The organism is Limnochorda sp. L945t (assembly GCF_035593305.1).
GTDB classification, from domain to species: Bacteria; Bacillota; Limnochordia; order Limnochordales; family Geochordaceae; genus Carboxydichorda; species Carboxydichorda subterranea.
This window is the reverse complement of record NZ_CP141615.1, coordinates 2,314,162-2,329,527: the sequence shown is the minus strand read 5'-3', so window position 1 is coordinate 2,329,527 and position 15,366 is coordinate 2,314,162. Positions and strand designations below refer to the sequence as shown.

The 15,366-nt window shown below is 69.8% G+C and carries 13 protein-coding genes; 6 read left to right on the top strand and 7 right to left on the bottom strand.

The genetic code is table 11. The features are described 5' to 3' along the window. Positions 1 to 6 precede the first annotated feature (6 nt). From U7230_RS10785 to U7230_RS10775, 3 genes are all read right to left on the bottom strand, one after another. Complete coding sequence (locus tag U7230_RS10785; protein ID WP_324715848.1) at positions 7 to 879, bottom strand: carbohydrate ABC transporter permease; 873 nt, start codon at positions 877 to 879, stop codon at positions 7 to 9. Positions 880 to 982: 103 nt separating this feature from the next. Next, positions 983 to 2,272 carry an ABC transporter substrate-binding protein gene (locus U7230_RS10780; protein ID WP_324715847.1) on the bottom strand — a complete coding sequence of 430 codons (1,290 nt, stop codon included), beginning with the start codon at positions 2,270 to 2,272 and terminating at the stop codon, positions 983 to 985. Between the two features lie 64 nt (positions 2,273 to 2,336). After that, on the bottom strand, positions 2,337 to 3,356 hold the full coding sequence (locus tag U7230_RS10775) for a Gfo/Idh/MocA family protein (protein WP_324715846.1): 1,020 nt from the start codon (positions 3,354 to 3,356) through the stop codon (positions 2,337 to 2,339). Positions 3,357 to 3,517: 161 nt separating this feature from the next. Between U7230_RS10775 and menC (U7230_RS10770) the strand changes: the two genes are divergently transcribed. Genes menC (U7230_RS10770) through U7230_RS10755 form a run of 4 tightly spaced genes read left to right on the top strand, consistent with a single transcriptional unit; the run spans position 3,518 to position 8,655 of the window. After that, positions 3,518 to 4,711 (top strand): o-succinylbenzoate synthase, encoded by a 1,194-nt coding sequence (menC, locus tag U7230_RS10770; protein ID WP_324715845.1) that lies wholly within the window; start codon positions 3,518 to 3,520, stop codon positions 4,709 to 4,711. Then, entirely contained in the window at positions 4,695 to 6,173 is a 1,479-nt protein-coding gene (locus U7230_RS10765) for a GTP cyclohydrolase IIa (RefSeq protein WP_324715844.1), read from the top strand. The genes menC (U7230_RS10770) and U7230_RS10765 overlap by 17 nt, the downstream gene beginning before the upstream one ends. A gap of 35 nt (positions 6,174 to 6,208) precedes the next feature. Next, a complete protein-coding gene (locus U7230_RS10760) occupies positions 6,209 to 7,192 on the top strand; it encodes a dihydrodipicolinate synthase family protein (protein ID WP_324715843.1) in 984 nt (327 codons plus the stop codon). After that, the gene (locus U7230_RS10755; RefSeq protein WP_324715842.1) at positions 7,189 to 8,655 is read left to right on the top strand and encodes a hypothetical protein; all 1,467 of its coding nucleotides are present in this window, start codon (positions 7,189 to 7,191) and stop codon (positions 8,653 to 8,655) included. Before U7230_RS10760 ends, U7230_RS10755 begins: the two co-directional genes overlap by 4 nt. A gap of 23 nt (positions 8,656 to 8,678) precedes the next feature. On the opposite strand, the gene U7230_RS10750 is transcribed toward U7230_RS10755, so the two are convergent. Both U7230_RS10750 and U7230_RS10745 read right to left on the bottom strand, forming a co-directional pair. Then, complete coding sequence (locus tag U7230_RS10750) at positions 8,679 to 9,506, bottom strand: ABC transporter permease (protein ID WP_324715841.1); 828 nt, start codon at positions 9,504 to 9,506, stop codon at positions 8,679 to 8,681. Further along, a complete protein-coding gene (locus U7230_RS10745) occupies positions 9,499 to 10,251 on the bottom strand; it encodes an ABC transporter ATP-binding protein (protein ID WP_324715840.1) in 753 nt (250 codons plus the stop codon). Before U7230_RS10745 ends, U7230_RS10750 begins: the two co-directional genes overlap by 8 nt. Positions 10,252 to 10,547: 296 nt before the next feature. Between U7230_RS10745 and U7230_RS10740 the strand changes: the two genes are divergently transcribed. Continuing rightward, positions 10,548 to 11,315 (top strand): meso-2,3-butanediol dehydrogenase, encoded by a 768-nt coding sequence (locus tag U7230_RS10740; RefSeq protein ID WP_324715839.1) that lies wholly within the window; start codon positions 10,548 to 10,550, stop codon positions 11,313 to 11,315. Positions 11,316 to 11,344: 29 nt separating this feature from the next. Here U7230_RS10740 and U7230_RS10735 read toward each other — a convergent pair whose 3' ends face one another. Both U7230_RS10735 and U7230_RS10730 read right to left on the bottom strand, forming a co-directional pair. Further along, positions 11,345 to 12,739 (bottom strand): hemolysin family protein, encoded by a 1,395-nt coding sequence (locus U7230_RS10735; RefSeq protein WP_324718231.1) that lies wholly within the window; start codon positions 12,737 to 12,739, stop codon positions 11,345 to 11,347. Positions 12,740 to 12,834: 95 nt separating this feature from the next. Continuing rightward, positions 12,835 to 14,034: a M20 family metallopeptidase gene (locus tag U7230_RS10730; RefSeq protein ID WP_324715838.1), complete on the bottom strand. Its 1,200-nt coding sequence runs from the start codon at positions 14,032 to 14,034 to the stop codon at positions 12,835 to 12,837. Between the two features lie 143 nt (positions 14,035 to 14,177). On the opposite strand from U7230_RS10730, the gene menC (U7230_RS10725) reads away from it, so the two are divergent. Continuing rightward, positions 14,178 to 15,326, top strand: a complete 1,149-nt coding sequence (menC, locus tag U7230_RS10725) for an o-succinylbenzoate synthase (RefSeq protein WP_324715837.1) — start codon at positions 14,178 to 14,180, stop codon at positions 15,324 to 15,326. Positions 15,327 to 15,366 lie beyond the last annotated feature (40 nt).

Genomic DNA, 15,366 nt, shown 5'->3' with positions numbered 1-15,366 from the left:
TGGCTGTCACCGGGACGGGCGCAGGACGCGCATCTGGACCAGGGTCAGCGCCAGGATGATGGTGAACAGCACGTAGCCCAGCGCGGCTGCATACCCCATGTCGTAGTACTTGAAGGCGTTCTCGTAGATGTACTGGACCGGCGCGATGGTGGCTCGTCCCGGTCCGCCGCCCGTCATGATGAACGGCTGGGTGAACAGCTGCATCGCGCTGATGACGCCTACGACGAGCAAGAAGAGGGTAGTGGGCGCCAGCAGCGGAAGGGTGATGTGCCGGAACGTGCTCCACGCGGACGCCCCGTCGATGCTGGCGGCTTCGTAGTACTCCCTGGGTATCGACGCCAGGGCCGCGAGGTAGACGACCATGTCGAACCCGGCCGTCTTCCAGATGCTCATCAGGATGATGGACGGCATCGCAAGGCGGGCGTCACCCAGCCAGAGAAACGGCCCGATGCCGAAGAACCCGAGCAAGACGTTGATCAGCCCGTCCGGCTGGTACAACCACTTCCAGACGGTCGCGGCGACCACCCACGACGTGACGTACGGCATGAAGTAGACGGTCCTCCAGAAGTTACGACCGTGGAATGCCCGGTTGAGCAGGAGCGCGAGAACGAGCCCCACCGCAAGGCGGCCCGGCACCGAGAGAGCATAGTAGAACACGTTCTTGAGCGAAGCCAGGAAGACGCCGTCCTGCAGGGCCCGAATGTAGTTGGACAGCCCTACCCACCCGTCTGCCCCGCCCAGCAACCGCCACTTGAAGAAGCTCATGTACAGCGAGTAGAGGGTGGGGTACACGCTGAAGGTCGCGAAAACCCCTGCCACCGGAAGGATGAACGCCCATCCGATGAACGCCTGCCTGCGGCGACTGCCTACCGCTGCCACCGGCATCCCTTCCCGTCCCGCACCCGCGGACAAGGCACACGGCCGCGCCGGGCACGGCCGGCGGCCCACCGGTGGACCGCCGGCCGCCTTTGCCCGCTTGTCGCTACTTCCCCGACTGCCTCAGCGTCTCGGCTGCGAAGCCGGCGGCGTCCTGCAGTGCCTTTTCGGGCGTTTTCTGACCCGCGAGGGCGTAGTGCAGTTCCTCGCCCAGGCGCGGCCGGATCCGGGCCCACGCGGCCGTCATCGGCAATGCCTTGACGTACTCGAGCACGGCGAACGCCGCTTGCCAGCGCGGGTCGTCCGCGAACGGGCGGCTCCGGACCAGGCTGCTGCGCACGGGCGTGAAGCCGAACAGCTCGCCGAGCATCCGCTGGCTTTCGGCCCCGGACAGATAAGCGACGACGTCCCAGGCGGCCTTCTTGTCTTTGGCCGACTTGAACATCACCAGCGAGTCCATCCCCGCCAGAGCCGCCGGCTGCTTCTTGACGGGGGGCGGCGCCATGCCGAAGTCGAGGTCCGGATAGGTCTTGGGGATGGCCACCACGTTGCTCGACGGGAGCACGGTGGTCGCCGCCCGTCCCTGGTAGAACAGCTCGTTGGCCTCGGGGGTCATCATGCCGAGGAAGCCGGGCTGGGCGAACTTCGAGAGGTCGACCATGAACCGGGCGGCCTGCACGCCGGCTTCGGAGGCGAATGCGGCCTGCTTCCCGTCCGCGGAGAAGATCTCGCCGCCGGCCGACCACAGGAGCTGCGGGAACCACAGGAACGAGAGCTGCATGTTATCGTTGGCACCCATCGCGACCCCGGAACGCCCCCGGCGGGGATCGTGGGTCTTGGACGCCATCTGCAGCCAGTCGTCCCACGTGCGCGGGCCGCGGTCCGGGTCGAGGCCGGCCTCTTTGTAGAGCGCTCGGTTCCAGAAGAAGGGGCGGGTCGCCTGGATGAACGGAATGGCGTAGTAGTGACCGTCGCGTAAGCCCCCGCTGACCTCCCACTGGCGCCGGGTGACGTCTTTGCTCAGATCCGAGCCCATGACATAGGGGGTCAAGTCCTCCAGGACGCCCATGTCGATGAGCGGGGCGATGCGGACGTTACCCATCTGCATGACGTCGGGATTGGTACCCGAGGCGACGGCGGTCGCCAGCTTTTCGTCGACGCCTTCCCAGGGGATGATCTGGTACTGCACGTCGACGCCCGGGTGAGCGGATTCGAACTGCTCCACGACCTTCTGCGTATACTGCTCGAAGTCTCCTCCCGATGCCATGAACCAGACGGTGACCCGCGTCGAGGCGGCCGCGGCGGAAGCCGCCGTCGCTGCCAGCAACCATGCCGCCAGGAGCAGTACCGCCGGCCCTTTCGAACGGGGCCCTCGCAACCCTGCAAACCCTTGCATGCTGCACTCCCTCCCCCTGTCCTGTACCCTGGTGCGGCGTTACGACTCTCTCGACCTTGGCGGCTCACGTCTCGATGGAAACCCAGCTCCCACCCGTGCGGCTGGATGCGTAGAAGGCCTCGATCACCGAGACGACCTGCCGGCCATAGGTGCCGGGTACCGGCACCTCCCGGCCCTCGAGGAGCGACGCCACGAAGGCGTCCCACTGTGCCTGGTACGGATCCCCCCCTCCGTCATGCAGGGGGACGGGCTCGTACCCGGCGTCCGAGGTGGTAACCGAAACTCCATGCCCCCACTCCGCCCGCAACCTCCCTCGCGTACCGATGACCTCGATCTCGTGCCGTGGAGCGCCCCGGTACCCCGACTGCACGATGGTGGCGGTCACGCCTCCGTCCAGCTCCAGCCACAGCCCGCCAGCCACCTCCAGGCCGAGGTCCTCCCGGTACCAAGCGCGGCCACTGACTCGCAAGACCCGGCGGCCCGTCACGAATTGCACCTTGTCCACCGAGTGAACGCCCTGCGTCATCAGTACGCCTCCACCCGCGAGCTCCCGGTCGAAGAACCAGCGCGGGCGGGTATTGACGAAGTACTCGGCGTGACGGACTTCGACCACGGAGACGACGGCCCCGATCGTGCCTGCCGCGACCACCTCACGAGCCGTGCGGATTTCCGGGAAATACCGCATGACGTGCCCGACGGCCACCTGGCGGCCCATCTTCGCCGCCTCTTCGAGGATGGCGTCGCAGGCCGCGCGGGTGGGCGCAAGGGGCTTTTCCACGAACACGTGGGCGCCGGCGCGCAGGGCGGCGATAGCGACCTCCTCGTGAAGCCCGTGAGGAACGGCCACCACCACGACGTCAAGGGGCAGTTGCCCGAGCATTTCGGCGGCGCTGGCGAAGGGCCGGGGCTCTTCGTCACGCTTGCCTGCACAGGCCCGGTGGCGCCGGTATTGCTCGGCAGCCTGGCGCGCCCGCTCGGACACCACGTCGGCCACCCCCACCAGCGTGCACTGCGGATGGTGTGCGATGGCCCGGACGTGCTCCCGGGAGATGATGCCGGTCCCCACCAGGCCTACCTGCAGCATGCGGCCGGGGCCTCCGTCCTGCGACGTCTGGTTACGGACACCTAGCCGAGACGTTACGGACATCACGTTCCGTTCTCGGTTTCACGCCGGCTGAACAAATCTTCTGCGGACATAGAGGAGTTCCTTCCTGCGATCCGAAAAAGATCCGGCGAGGTCCGCAAATGGGTATCGGACGCCGGACGGCGGCCGAGCCGCGGGGAGATGACGACGTGCGCGTCGAGCGCGTGGAGCTCATGCTCGTCAGCGTGCCATGCAAGGAGCCTTTCCACATCAGCTCGGGCCCCGTCACCGAACGGGAGGTCGTGCTGGTGCGGGTCTTTTCCGAAGGGTTGTACGGGCTGGGCGAGATGCCGACCTTCAGCGAGCCCATCTACTCCCACGACGCCACGTTGCCGAGCCTGATGGCCCTCGAGCGGTGGTTCGTCCCGGCCATCCTCGGCCGGGAGCTCGATTCCCCGGTAGACGTGGGTGCGGCGCTCAGCGGCTACCGGGGCTTCCCGTTCGCCAAAGCGGGCCTGGAGACCGCCGTATGGGATCTGGCCGCCCGCCGGCAGGGCGTCTCGCTGGCCCGGCTGCTGGGCGGCGAGCGCGACCGGGTGGCGGCCGGCGTCAGCATCGGGCTCCAGGAGAGCATCTCCGGGCTCCTGAGCCGCGTAGAAGAGGCGTTGGCCCGGGGTTACCAGCGCGTCAAACTGAAGATCCGTCCGGGGTTCGACGTCGAGCCGGTGACGGCGGTCCGCCAGGCGTTTGCCGGGGTACCGCTCATGGTCGACGCCAACTCGGCGTACACCTTGGGCGACCTGCCCGTGCTCCGGGCGCTCGACGAGCTCGGCCTCACGATGATCGAGCAGCCGCTCGGCTACGACGACCTGGTCGACCACGCCCGGTTGCAGGCCTGCCTGCGCACCCCCGTCTGCCTGGACGAGAGCCTGCACACCCCCGCCGACCTGCGCAAGGCCGTCGCACTCGGCAGCTGCCGGATCGCCAACGTGAAGTACGCCCGCATGGGCGGCCTCGGACCGTCGCTCGAGATCCACGCGCTGGCTCGAGCCTCGGGGATACCGGTGTGGTGCGGAAGCATGTTAGAGCTGGGGGTTGGGCAGGCCGTCAACCTGGCCCTGGCGTCGCTGCCCGGGTTCACGCTACCGGGAGACCTGGCGCCCAGCGACCGCTACACCGTCGACGACGTGATCGACCCTCCCATCGAGATGGCTTCCGACGGCACCTTCGCCGTCCCCGATGGCCCGGGCATCGGGGTGGAGCTCGACCCGCGGAGGCTGGGCCGCTACCTCGTCCGGCGCATCGTGCTCACACCGCAGCAAAGGGTGTTGATACCCGTTGTGCACGGCAGCTGACCACCGGACGCCGCTCCCCCACCCGATCGCCGTCATCGGGCCCGAGGACATCGTGGCCAGGGTCATGGGGTTCGCTGCCGACTTCGAAGGTCTGCAGGCCATGGCCGCCCCGTACGTCGACGAGTCTCAGGCTCCCGGCCTGGCTCTGGAGGCGGTGGGGCGGGGTGCCGAGGTCCTGCTGTTCACGGGCCCGGTGCCTTACGCCCGGGTGGTGCACGCCGCGACCTCCGATGCGGCCATGGCCCCACTTGGCACAGTACCCAAGGTTTTCGTCCAGTACACCGGGTCGAGCCTGACGGCGGCGCTGCTCCAGGCGATGGCCGGCGGCGTCGGGGACGTCCGCAAGGCGAGCCTGGACACGCTGTCAGCCACGACGGTGACCGAGACGTACGAGGAGGCCGGGCTCGACGCCTCGGCCGTCGTCGTGCACGATGCGATCCATCCGGTCGAGGCGGAGCCGCCGCAGGTGGCCGCGTTCCACGAAGCGTTGTGGAAAGCCGGGAGGACGAGCCTGGCCGTTACGTGCAGGCGTTCCGTGTGGCGTCTGCTCCAGGAGGGGGGCGTGCCGAGCGTATGCGTCACGCCGACGGCCTCCGCCATCCGGGAGGCGTTGGAGCTGGCGCTGGCCCGGGCCGTGAGCCGCCGTTCCCGGGAGCAGGGTATTGCGGTCGGGGTGGTCAACGTCGACCGGTTCGAGTCGTTTTCTCGGACGGCCGGGAGCGAGTACCGGGTGCAGCTCACCAAGCTGCGCCTGCACCGGCTGCTGCTCGACTTCGCCGAGGAGCTCCAGGCGACGCTGGTCTTCACCGGGCACGACGAGTTCGTGCTGGTGGCGACTCGTGGCGCCGTCGAGTCGGCGACGCACGGGTTGTCCGTCCTTCCGATCCTGGCCCACATTCGCCAGGAGGTGCCGGTCACGGTCTCGATGGGATGGGGCTTCGGGGAGACGGCGCGGATGGCGGAGCTCAACGCCCGCGCCGCCCTGCGCCATGCCAAGGCCCGGGGCGGCAACTGCGGGATCGTCCTGCTGGAGTCGGGCGAATGGCTCGGGCCGCTAGGAGAGACGCAGGCGCCGGTGGGGGATGCCCGCCCCGCCGGTGCGGAGGCGCCCGGAGTAGCTTCTAGGGACGAGGGTGGGGCGCAGGCGGCGGCACCCGGCATGAGGCAGCCGGCGCTTACGGCGAAGTCACTCGGCGCGTTGCGTGACTACGCGGTACGTACCGGACGGCGGGAGCTGACGTCCCGGGAGGCTGCCCGGGTGCTCGGAGTCACGGAGCGAAGCGCCCGGCGCTCGCTCGCGCGCCTGGAGCGCTCGGGGCTGGCCGTCGCCATCGGTTCGAGGCGGGATGCTGGCACCAGCCGGGCCAAAGGGCGGCCCATGCTGGTGTATCGCCTGGTGCTGCCCCGGGAAGCGCTTCGCCAGACGGCCGCTTCGGGGGATGGGGGAGGAGGCGTGCCCTGACGGGCACGGCCGCAAGAGGAGGAGGTGGGCCGGCCGTGAAGCTGCATGGGGCCTTCATACCGGCGGTGCCCACGCCCCTGGACGACCGGGGGCAGCTGCACGAAGCGGCACTGGAGCATTACGTTGCCTACATGGCGGCCCAGCCGGTCAGCGGCGTGGCGGTGTGGGTGCACACGGGACGCGGGCTCCACCTCGAGCAGCCTCTGCGCCGGCGGTTGCTGCAGCGCTGGCGGGAGGGGCTGGGGAAAGGCGCCCTCGTCGTCGCAGGGGCGGGAGGCCCGGGCGGGGAGGCGATGGCGCACGAGGCGGCAGAGTGGGGCGCGGACGCCATCCTGGCGTTCCCGCCGGCGCACTTGGGGCCGGGTGCGCCGCCGGCCGAGATCGTGGCGTTCCACGAGAAGATGGCCGCGGCAGGGTTGCCGGTCATCCTCTTCTACCTGTATCGAGAGGCCGGCGGTATCCCGTACGCGCCCGACGTGCTGCGAGCGCTGTTGTCCCTGCCCGGCGTCGCAGGCATCAAGATGGCGACGCTGCGAGACGTGGTCACCTTTCAGGACGTGGCCGCCATCGCGGATGACTTTCCAAAGGTGACGTTGGTGACGGGGGAAGACCGGTTCCTCGGGTACTCGTTCATGCTGGGGGCTCGAGCGGCACTGGTGGGGCTCGGTGCCATCTTTCCGGCGCACCAGGTGGAGCTCATGCGGGCGTTCATGGCCGGTCGGGAGCGGGCGGCCGAGTTCGTGGAGTTGGCGCAGCACGTGGACCGGCTCGCCCGGGCGGTGTTTGCACCGCCGGTCGACGGCTACGTCCGGAGGCTGCTGCACGTGCTGGCCATGAGCGGCGTGATTCCGGCCGGGGCCGTACACGACCCGTGGGGGCCGCCCCTGCCGCCGGACGACACCCTGCGCCTGGAGCAGGCCGTTCGCGAATTCGAGAGGGCTGCGGGCACGGTCGCCGGGGGCACGGTCGCCGGCGGTACGGCCGGCTCCGCCGCCGGGAACGGCGGGGGTGGACGATGACCGGCGAGACATGGCTCACCGCCGAGGCACCCTGCTTCCCCTACCTGCTCGGCGACGAGCCGCCGGCCATTCCCGCCGGCCTCGCCCGCCGGGTCGCGTCCGACTTCGAGCGGTTCGCCGAACGCGGCCTGCCGGAGGAGCTCGAAGCTTACGTGCGCGAGACGTTCGGCATCGATCTCACGGGCCGGTACGGCGGGCGACCCATCCGCAATCCCTTCGGGAAGGCCTCCGGGCAGCTGTCGCTCTCCATCCACCAGATCGAGGCCGACCAGAAGGGGGGCCTGGGCTTCGCGGTCTTGAAGACGGTGATCGCCCAGGATGCGCGCGGCCGTCGGGGCATGGCGGCGTGGGCGGTGCCGGTCTCCCGGATGAAGGTGCAACCCATTGCCGGCCGACGGGTGGCGCGTCTGGGGTGGACGGTGACGTGGGCGGGGAGGGGCTGGTCGGACTCGTTCGAGGATTACCTGGAGCTCTGGCGGCAGGCGGCCATCCTGGCGCGCGAGCGGGGGTGGGTGGTAGCCGCTTCCGCCAAGTTTTACGTCCCGGCGGAGGGGCGCGGCGAGCCTGAAAAGGGCGCGCCGGCGGATACCCTCGAAGACGTGCTGTGGCGCCGCGAGGAGTACGACTTCACGGTGCAGGGGCTCCTGCGGGTATGGGCCGATTGCGGGATGGAGGGCCCCATGCTGCTGGAGCAGGACTTCAGCCCGACGCTGGCCGGGCACACGGGGGCCCGCGACTTCGACGCCGTGCTGGAATGGGTGAGACGCTCTCCGCTCCTTGTGCGCGCGGCCGCCGCGGCGAGGGGAGCGACGGCGGAGGGAGCGGCCGGAGGAGACGCCACGAGCGCCGAGAGGCTCACGCTGGGGTTGAAACTCTTCAACACGCTTTTCGCGGACGAGTGGCAGCTGCGCTTGCTGCAGGAGGCCATCCGCCCTGACCCCGAGGGGCCGCACTTCGTGGTCTACGCTAACCGCCTCTTCGATCCCCGCCAGGAGACAGAAGGGGTGCGAGGGGCTGCGTACGGCGGGCCTGACCTGAGCCATCGCAACCTCGCGATTCTCACGAGGCTCCGGGCGGCTCAACACGAGGGCGCCATCCCGAGCGCCAGCCTGCCTCTCAGCGGGACAGGCGACGTCAGCTCCGGACGGTTGGCCGTCGAGTACGCGCTGCGGGGAGCGGAAAGCCTGCAAATCCACACGCTGTTTCAGTTGCCGGATCTGTACTATCCCATGCGGCGGCCAGCATCGAAGACCCAAAAGGCGCTGCACCTGCTGCTCTTCCACCCGCGCGAGGGGCTGATCCCCTGGATGCTCCACTTGAAATCCCGCTGGGGGGTGGAGGGGACGTTCGACTACCTCGCGCTGACCCGGTGGCACCGTACGGCCGAGGGAGGCGAGGCCCTGGCGCGGCTTGCCGGCGCCTGCCCCGGCGGCGTCGAGGCAGGGGATACCTGCGGGAAGTGAGAGGTCTTTGCCGCTGGAGGATGTCAATAGTGGGCCAGGCGAGCCAGGCGGCGGGCGGCGCGGTCCATGCGCCGGAAAAGCGCCCAGGCGATCAGGAAGTAAACCAGGCTGACGACAGCGGCGCCCACCACGTCCGCCGCCATGTCGCTCACCCTCGCTCCGTGCCGCATGACGTGCTGCAGGACGTAGTGGGTCCAGGTGAACGGGATGAGGCGCACCCACGGCGAGCCGTCCCACGGGATGATCAGCAAGCCGATGAAGAGGAACTGCCAGATCTGAAAGGACGCCTCGACCCGCTTGTACAACAGGGCCAGCCCGCCCATCACCAGCCCGAACGCCGCGCCCTGAACCATCAACAGCACCAGCATCAACGCTACGTCCAGAACTGGCACGTACAGGGGCTGGCGGGCGATGGCCATCACGGCGAGCAAAACGATGCCGGTCACGGCCAGGTTGCTGACGTTGCCCGCCACCGCGCCGGCCAGTAGCACCCGGTCCAACCCCCAGGGAGAGAGGGCCTGCTGTTCGAGGGTGCCTTCCAGGGCGCCGCGTGTGATCTCCTCCGAGAACCCTTGAAAAGCCGCGAGCATGGCGACCCAGCTGACGAAGCCCACCACGAGACCGCTCAACGTCTGTCCCAGCTGGAACGCGCCCGGTATCAGCCTGACGCCGTAGAAAAGCAAGAAGAACACGATGAGGAGCGTGAGAACGCCGGACACCAGGTTGAACGGATACCGGCGCAGCGACACCCATTCCCGCAAGAAGGCGGCCTCCAGGAGCCTCCACCCGCTCGGAGTCGCAGCCGGATCTCCGGATGGAGAGGCGAGGGCCGCCGGCGTGTGTTCATCCATCGCTGTGAGCCTCCTCTCGGCCCGTGCCGGCCTGGGCCGGACCAGACGCGCCCTCGAGCGGGGCGGGTGCGCCGGCCCGTTCCCCGCGGACGAGCCGCAGGTACGCCTGGCGCAGGTCGGGCTGGTCGCGGGCCACCGACTCGATGACGAGCCCGCTCTGCCGTAACGCCGCCAGGCAGTCGAAGAGCTGCTCGGGCGCGCCCAGGTCCAGCTCCAGGGTCCACTGCTCGCCGTTCTTGCGGGGCGGGGCCGCCAGCACCGGCTCGAGGTCGGAAGGCAACGGCGCCGGCCCGCGCCCGGCTGCCGGCGTCACCACGCACCGGTAGCGCCGGGAGCGGAAGAGCGCGAGAAGCTCGTCCACCGGCGCGTCTGCCACGACCTCGCCCGACTGGATGATGATCACGCGCTCCGCTACGCGCTGGATCATCTCGAGTTCGTGGGAGGTCAGAAGGATGGTCACGCCGTCCCGGGCTACCAGCTCCCGGAGAAGGCTCTCGAGGGCGGCCGCCGACTCGACGTCGAGGCCGAGCGTAGGTTCATCGAGCAGGATCAGCGGGGCCTGCTGGATGAGAGCGCACGCCGTCGCCAGCCTCTGGCGCAGTCCGGCCGAAAGGGCGTGGGCTTCCTTGTCGGCGTGGGGGCCCAGCCCGAAGGCCTCGATGAGCCGTTCGCGGCGGGCCCGTAACGCCCGGCGGCTGAGCCCGCGAAGCAGGGCGAAGTAATCGAGGTTCTCCCGGACGCTCATGCGCCAGAAGCACCGCCACGACCGGCGGGGCGCCCCGGCGCGGGTACTCCTTGCGCAGGCCGGTGACCTCGAGAGCTGCGGGCAATGCCCCCACCTCGCCCTCTTTGCTCCCGTACCACGATTCGTCCCCGGCGTTGCTACGTCCTCCTCGGCCATCGAGCGGCGCATTGCTCACGGTGGATGCATGACAGGTGCGCAATGAACGCAGGATCTTTTCGAACTTCGGACAAGAGTAGAGGCCCGGGATCCAGGCGGGGGGCGGTGCCCCCCGGTCGATTCAGGGAAGGGGACGCTGCATGCGACTACAGGGTAAAGTAGCCATCGTGACCGGAGCGGCCATGGGGATCGGCAAGGCCATCGCGGCCCGGCTCCTCATGGAGGGGGCATCGGTGGCCATGGTCGACTACGACGAGCGAGCCGGGCAGGCGACCGCCTCCGAGTTGGCTGCGAAGGGCAGCGGCACGGGGCCGGAGCCGCCGCTGTTCGTCCACGCCGACGTCTCGAAGTCGGAGGACGTGCAGCGGGCGGTGGGGAAGGCGCTCGACCGGTGGGGCCGGATCGACGTGCTGGTCAACAACGCCGGCGTGCTGGCGATGGGGCCGCTCCATGAAGCCGACGAGGCCACGTGGGAGAGGGTGCTCGGGATCAACGCCCGGGGCGTCTTCCTGTTCAGCAAGTACGTGCTCCCGGTCATGCTGCGGCAGGGGGGCGGCAGCATCGTCAACGTCGCTTCCGTGGCCGGGCTCGTGGGCTGGGCCGGCCTGCCCATCTACTGCGCGAGCAAGGGGGCCGTGGTGCAGCTCACCAAGGCCATGGCGATCGACTACGCCAGCCAGCGGATCCGCGTCAACGCCGTCGCGCCGGGCGCCATCCTCACGCCCATGGTCCGCCAGGCCACGGGCGGGCAAGACGCCGCGCAACAGGCCATGGCCGAGGCTCACCCGCTCGGGCGCATCGGCAATCCCGAGGAAGTGGCGGCGGCCGTGGCGTTCCTGGCCTCCGACGACGCCTCGTTCGTCACGGGCGCCATCCTGCCGGTGGACGGGGGCTATACGGCGCGCTGACGGGGGCAGCATCGCGTTCTCCGGTGCCGTCACCCGCCGGTCCCATCGCTCGTGGGCTGGGGCAGCCCTTGCGGCGCCCGGCGGTCATCGGCGCGGCCGCCGGGCGCCACTGCCTTGTCTCCCGCTTCCTCCTCGCCTCGCGAAAGCGAGCGAGGTAGCTTGAGCGTCAAGCGCTCGATGCGCTGGCCGTCCATGCGCTCCACGACCAGCTCGACGCCGTCCCGCTCCGCCCGGTCCCCCTGCTCCGGAATGCGACCGAGAAGGCTCAGCACGAGGCCCGCGATGGTGTCCGCCTCTTCGCACGAAAGCGCCAGCCCCAGGCGGTCGTTGATCTCCTCCAGGCGAACGGTACCGGCCACGCTGTACGTGCGCGCATCCAGCTGGCGCACCTCGGGCTCTCGCTGATCGAACTCGTCGGCGATCTCCCCGACCACCTGCTCCACCAGGTCTTCGATGGTGACGATCCCGGCCGTAGCACCGTACTCGTCGACCACGACCGCCATGTGGGCCCGCTTCTGGCGCATCTCCCGCAGGAGCTCCACGACCCGTTTCGAGTCGGGCACGAAGTAGGCAGGGCGGATGAACCGGGCGACGTCGAAGCCTCCCTGCTCGCCACGGGGAGTCTCCATCATGAGCTCCTTGACGTGCAGGATGCCGATGACGTGATCCAGGTCCTCCTCGTAGACGGGGTAGCGGGTGTAGTGTTCCCGGCGCACCAGGGCCAGCAGATCGGCCCACGCGATGTCGCGAGGGATGCCCGCCACGTCGAGCCGCGGCACCATGACGTCGCGCACCCGCAGATCGGTGAAGGCGAAGATGCGCTCCACCATGGCTTCCTCTTCCGGAGCGAACACGCCCTGCTGGCGGCCGAGCATGAGCATGGTGCGCACGTCTTCTTCGCTGACGGCCAGGGGCCCGCCTTCGTGGCGGCGCTTGTGCCCGAGCGCGCTCACGAGCAGGTCCGAGAGCGCGCCGAACAGCCGGTTGATAGGGGTGAGCAGCCAGACGAGGCCTTCGACGGCGCGATGAACCCGGCGAGCGAAAGGCTCCGGGGCGTGAGCTGCGATGGCCTTGGGTGTGATCTCTCCCACGAGCAGGATGATCGTGGTGGCGGCCAGGGTCGCGACGAGCAGGGCGGCCTCGTCGTCCGCCACCCAGCGCAGCACGAGGGCGGTCACGATGGCGGAGATGGCGACGTTGACGAGGTTGTTGCCGATCAAGACCGTGGACAGCAGCCGGGAAGGGGATTCCAGCAGCCGGGCGATGCGCCGTGCGCCGGCGTCACCCGAGTCGGCCAGGCGCCGGAGCCGGATGCGGTTGAGGGCCATGAGGGCGGTCTCGGATCCGGAGAAGAAGGCGGAGAGCAACAGGAGTCCCACCAGTACGGCGATACGCCATCCTGTGTCGGGATCCAAGTCCACCATCACCTGCCGATACGTCCGAGGCTATCCCCATTATACACGGCGAAGTGGGCCGGGCTTCTGGGGTGCGGGGCTCGGGTAGCGGCGCCCCACGGCTTCTACAGGGTTTCCAGGATGAGCGCCAACAGCGCCGTGCGCACGGGAAGGGACGGCAGGTAGACGTGCTCCTGGGAAGAGTGGGCACCGTCCCCCTCCGGGCCGAGGCCGTCTAGGGTCGGGAGGCCCAGCTCCGCGGTGAGGTTGCCGTCGCTGGCGCCGCCCACCTGGGCCTCGGGAAGTTCCAGGCCGAGCGAAGCGGCCAGGGCCCGGGCATGCTCGTAGAGGCCGGCCGACGCCGTTCGCTCGAGTGGCCACCGGTTGACGCCGCCCGATACCTCGAATACTGTCCCGCCGTCAGCCGTGAGTGCCCGCAGCGCCCGGTCGATGCGCTCGGCCTCGGCGCGGGTCGTGAAGCGCACGTCGATGTCGGCCCACGCTCGTTCCGGTACGACGTTGGGGCGGGTACCGCCGCCGATGACGCCGACGTTGACGGTCGTGCCGCGCTCTGGATCGGAAAGGGAGGCGGCGGCCAGCACCAGGCGGGCCAGGGCCACGTTGGCGTTGATGCCCCGGGAGAAGTCGTTGCCGGCGTGGGCGCTGCGGCCCGTGACCGACAAACGGTACTGGGCGACGCCCTTGCGGGCGGTCTTGACGGCACCACCGGGAGCGGCGGGCTCGAGTACCAGGGCGCAGGTCGCTCCGGCGGCGAAGCGGTCGATGAGCGGGCGGCTCGTGTGGCTGCCCACCTCCTCGTCGGCCGTGAGCAGCAGCGTAACCGGGCGCCGGGGCCCCGAGCCCACGGCCCGGAGCGCCTGGACTGCCCAGGCCATCATGACCAGGGCTCCCTTCATGTCGTAGGTGCCCGGGCCCCAGGCACGATCGCCTTGCACCCGAAACGGGGTCGCCGCCAGCGTGCCGCGGGGATGGACCGTATCGACGTGGCCGAGCACCAGCACATAGCGGCCGTCCCCCTGGGCGCCGTCTTCCCCACGGCCGGGGATGTGCACGGCCAGATGCACGCCCACACCCGGCGCGGGGTACTCGTCGACGCGGCAGCCGAGGGGGCGCCAGCGCCCGGCCAGCAGGGCTGCGGCCGTGGCGATACCCTGCTCGTCCCCCGAGGGAGTCTCGATTTCCACGAGGCGCCGCATCTCCTCGACCATGTCGTCCAGGTGCGAAGACAGGTAGGCTGCCAGCGCCGCGGGGGACGATGCCTGCACGGGCAGAGGCGCAGGTGCCCGGGACGGCTCCACGGTCACGAGCCCACTTCCTCTCTCTTGCCCTCGTGGCCCGAGACCTCCATTCGACGCCGGGCGCAGGAGATCCGCCCGGTCACGGGAAGCTTCCTTCCCAGCATCGGCCGGGGCCCCGACTGCTGGCTCCGGCGCCGGAGGTCGTGACGATGCGCATCGAACGGGCCGAGCTGCGCCTGATCCGCATGCCGCTCAAGTTCGCCTTCGAGACGTCGTTTGGGGTGACCCGCGAGCGCACGATCCTGCTGGTCACGCTGTTCGCAGGCGGCCTGGAAGGATACGGCGAGTGTGTGGCGGAAGAGTCTCCCCTCTACCGGGAGGAGACGGTCGGCACCGCCCGCTCGGTGCTGGAGGAGGTCATCCTTCCGCGGCTGCTCCGGCCGGGGGCTCCCTCGGGGTCGATGGGGGGCCTCGCCGCAGGCCCCGACATCCCCAACCCGGAGACGCTGGCCGCCTCGCTGGCCTCCGTCCGCGGCAACCGCATGGCGAAGGCGGCCGTGGAGACGGCGTTCTGGGATCTGTGGGCGAAGTCACTGGGCCTGCCCCTCTGGCAGCTCCTGGGTGGGGTTCGCCAGGTGGTGCCCGTCGGGGTGAGCCTCGGGATCCAGCCATCCGTCGAGGCCACCCTCGACGCCGTTGCCCGGTACGTGGCCGAGGGGTACCGCCGCATCAAGCTCAAGATCAAGCCGGGATGGGACGTCCGGGTCGTGGCCGCCGTACGGGAGCGGTTTCCCGAAGTAGCCCTCACCGTCGACGCCAACTCCGCCTACACCCTGGCCGACTTTCCGGTGTTGACGGCGCTCGACCGCTTCGCCCTCGACTACATCGAACAGCCCCTCGCCTACGACGACCTGCACGACCACGCGCTGCTGCAGGCGCGGCTCGGCACCCCCATCTGCCTCGACGAGTCCATCACCAGTGCTGCCGACGCACGGAAGGCGCTGGCGGGTGGCGCCTGCAGGGTCATCAACATCAAGGTGGGGCGTGTGGGTGGCCACCTCGAGGCGCGCCGGGTGCACGACGTGGCGGCGGCGTTCGGGGCGCCGGTCTGGTGTGGCGGGATGCTGGAGGCGGGCATCGGGCGGGCGCACAACCTCCACGTCGCGACCCTGGCCAACTTCACGATGCCCGGCGACGTGGCCAGCTCCAGCCGCTACTGGGAGGCCGACATCATCGAGCAACCGCTGGAAGCGGCGGACGGGCTGCAGCGTGTGCCGGGCGGCCCTGGGCTGGGCGTGACGCTGAACCGCACCGTGCTCGAGCGGGTGACACTCGAACGGCGGGTGGTGACGGGGTGAGGGCGCGTTGCGGCGAGCGGCCGGCCCGGGGCGCAGGAGG

What these genes read in the sequence shown, in the direction of transcription:
- U7230_RS10750 (WP_324715841.1), bottom strand. Translation starts at nt 9,506, where the DNA reads ATGGATGAACACACGCCGGCGGCCCTCGCCTCTCCATCCGGAGATCCG.
- menC (WP_324715837.1), top strand. Translation starts at nt 14,178, where the DNA reads ATGCGCATCGAACGGGCCGAGCTGCGCCTGATCCGCATGCCGCTCAAG.
- U7230_RS10745 (WP_324715840.1), bottom strand. Translation starts at nt 10,251, where the DNA reads ATGAGCGTCCGGGAGAACCTCGATTACTTCGCCCTGCTTCGCGGGCTC.
- U7230_RS10755 (WP_324715842.1), top strand. Translation starts at nt 7,189, where the DNA reads ATGACCGGCGAGACATGGCTCACCGCCGAGGCACCCTGCTTCCCCTAC.
- U7230_RS10740 (WP_324715839.1), top strand. Translation starts at nt 10,548, where the DNA reads ATGCGACTACAGGGTAAAGTAGCCATCGTGACCGGAGCGGCCATGGGG.
- U7230_RS10775 (WP_324715846.1), bottom strand. Translation starts at nt 3,356, where the DNA reads ATGCTGCAGGTAGGCCTGGTGGGGACCGGCATCATCTCCCGGGAGCAC.
- U7230_RS10780 (WP_324715847.1), bottom strand. Translation starts at nt 2,272, where the DNA reads ATGCAAGGGTTTGCAGGGTTGCGAGGGCCCCGTTCGAAAGGGCCGGCG.
- menC (WP_324715845.1), top strand. Translation starts at nt 3,518, where the DNA reads ATGGGTATCGGACGCCGGACGGCGGCCGAGCCGCGGGGAGATGACGAC.
- U7230_RS10735 (WP_324718231.1), bottom strand. Translation starts at nt 12,739, where the DNA reads ATGGTGGACTTGGATCCCGACACAGGATGGCGTATCGCCGTACTGGTG.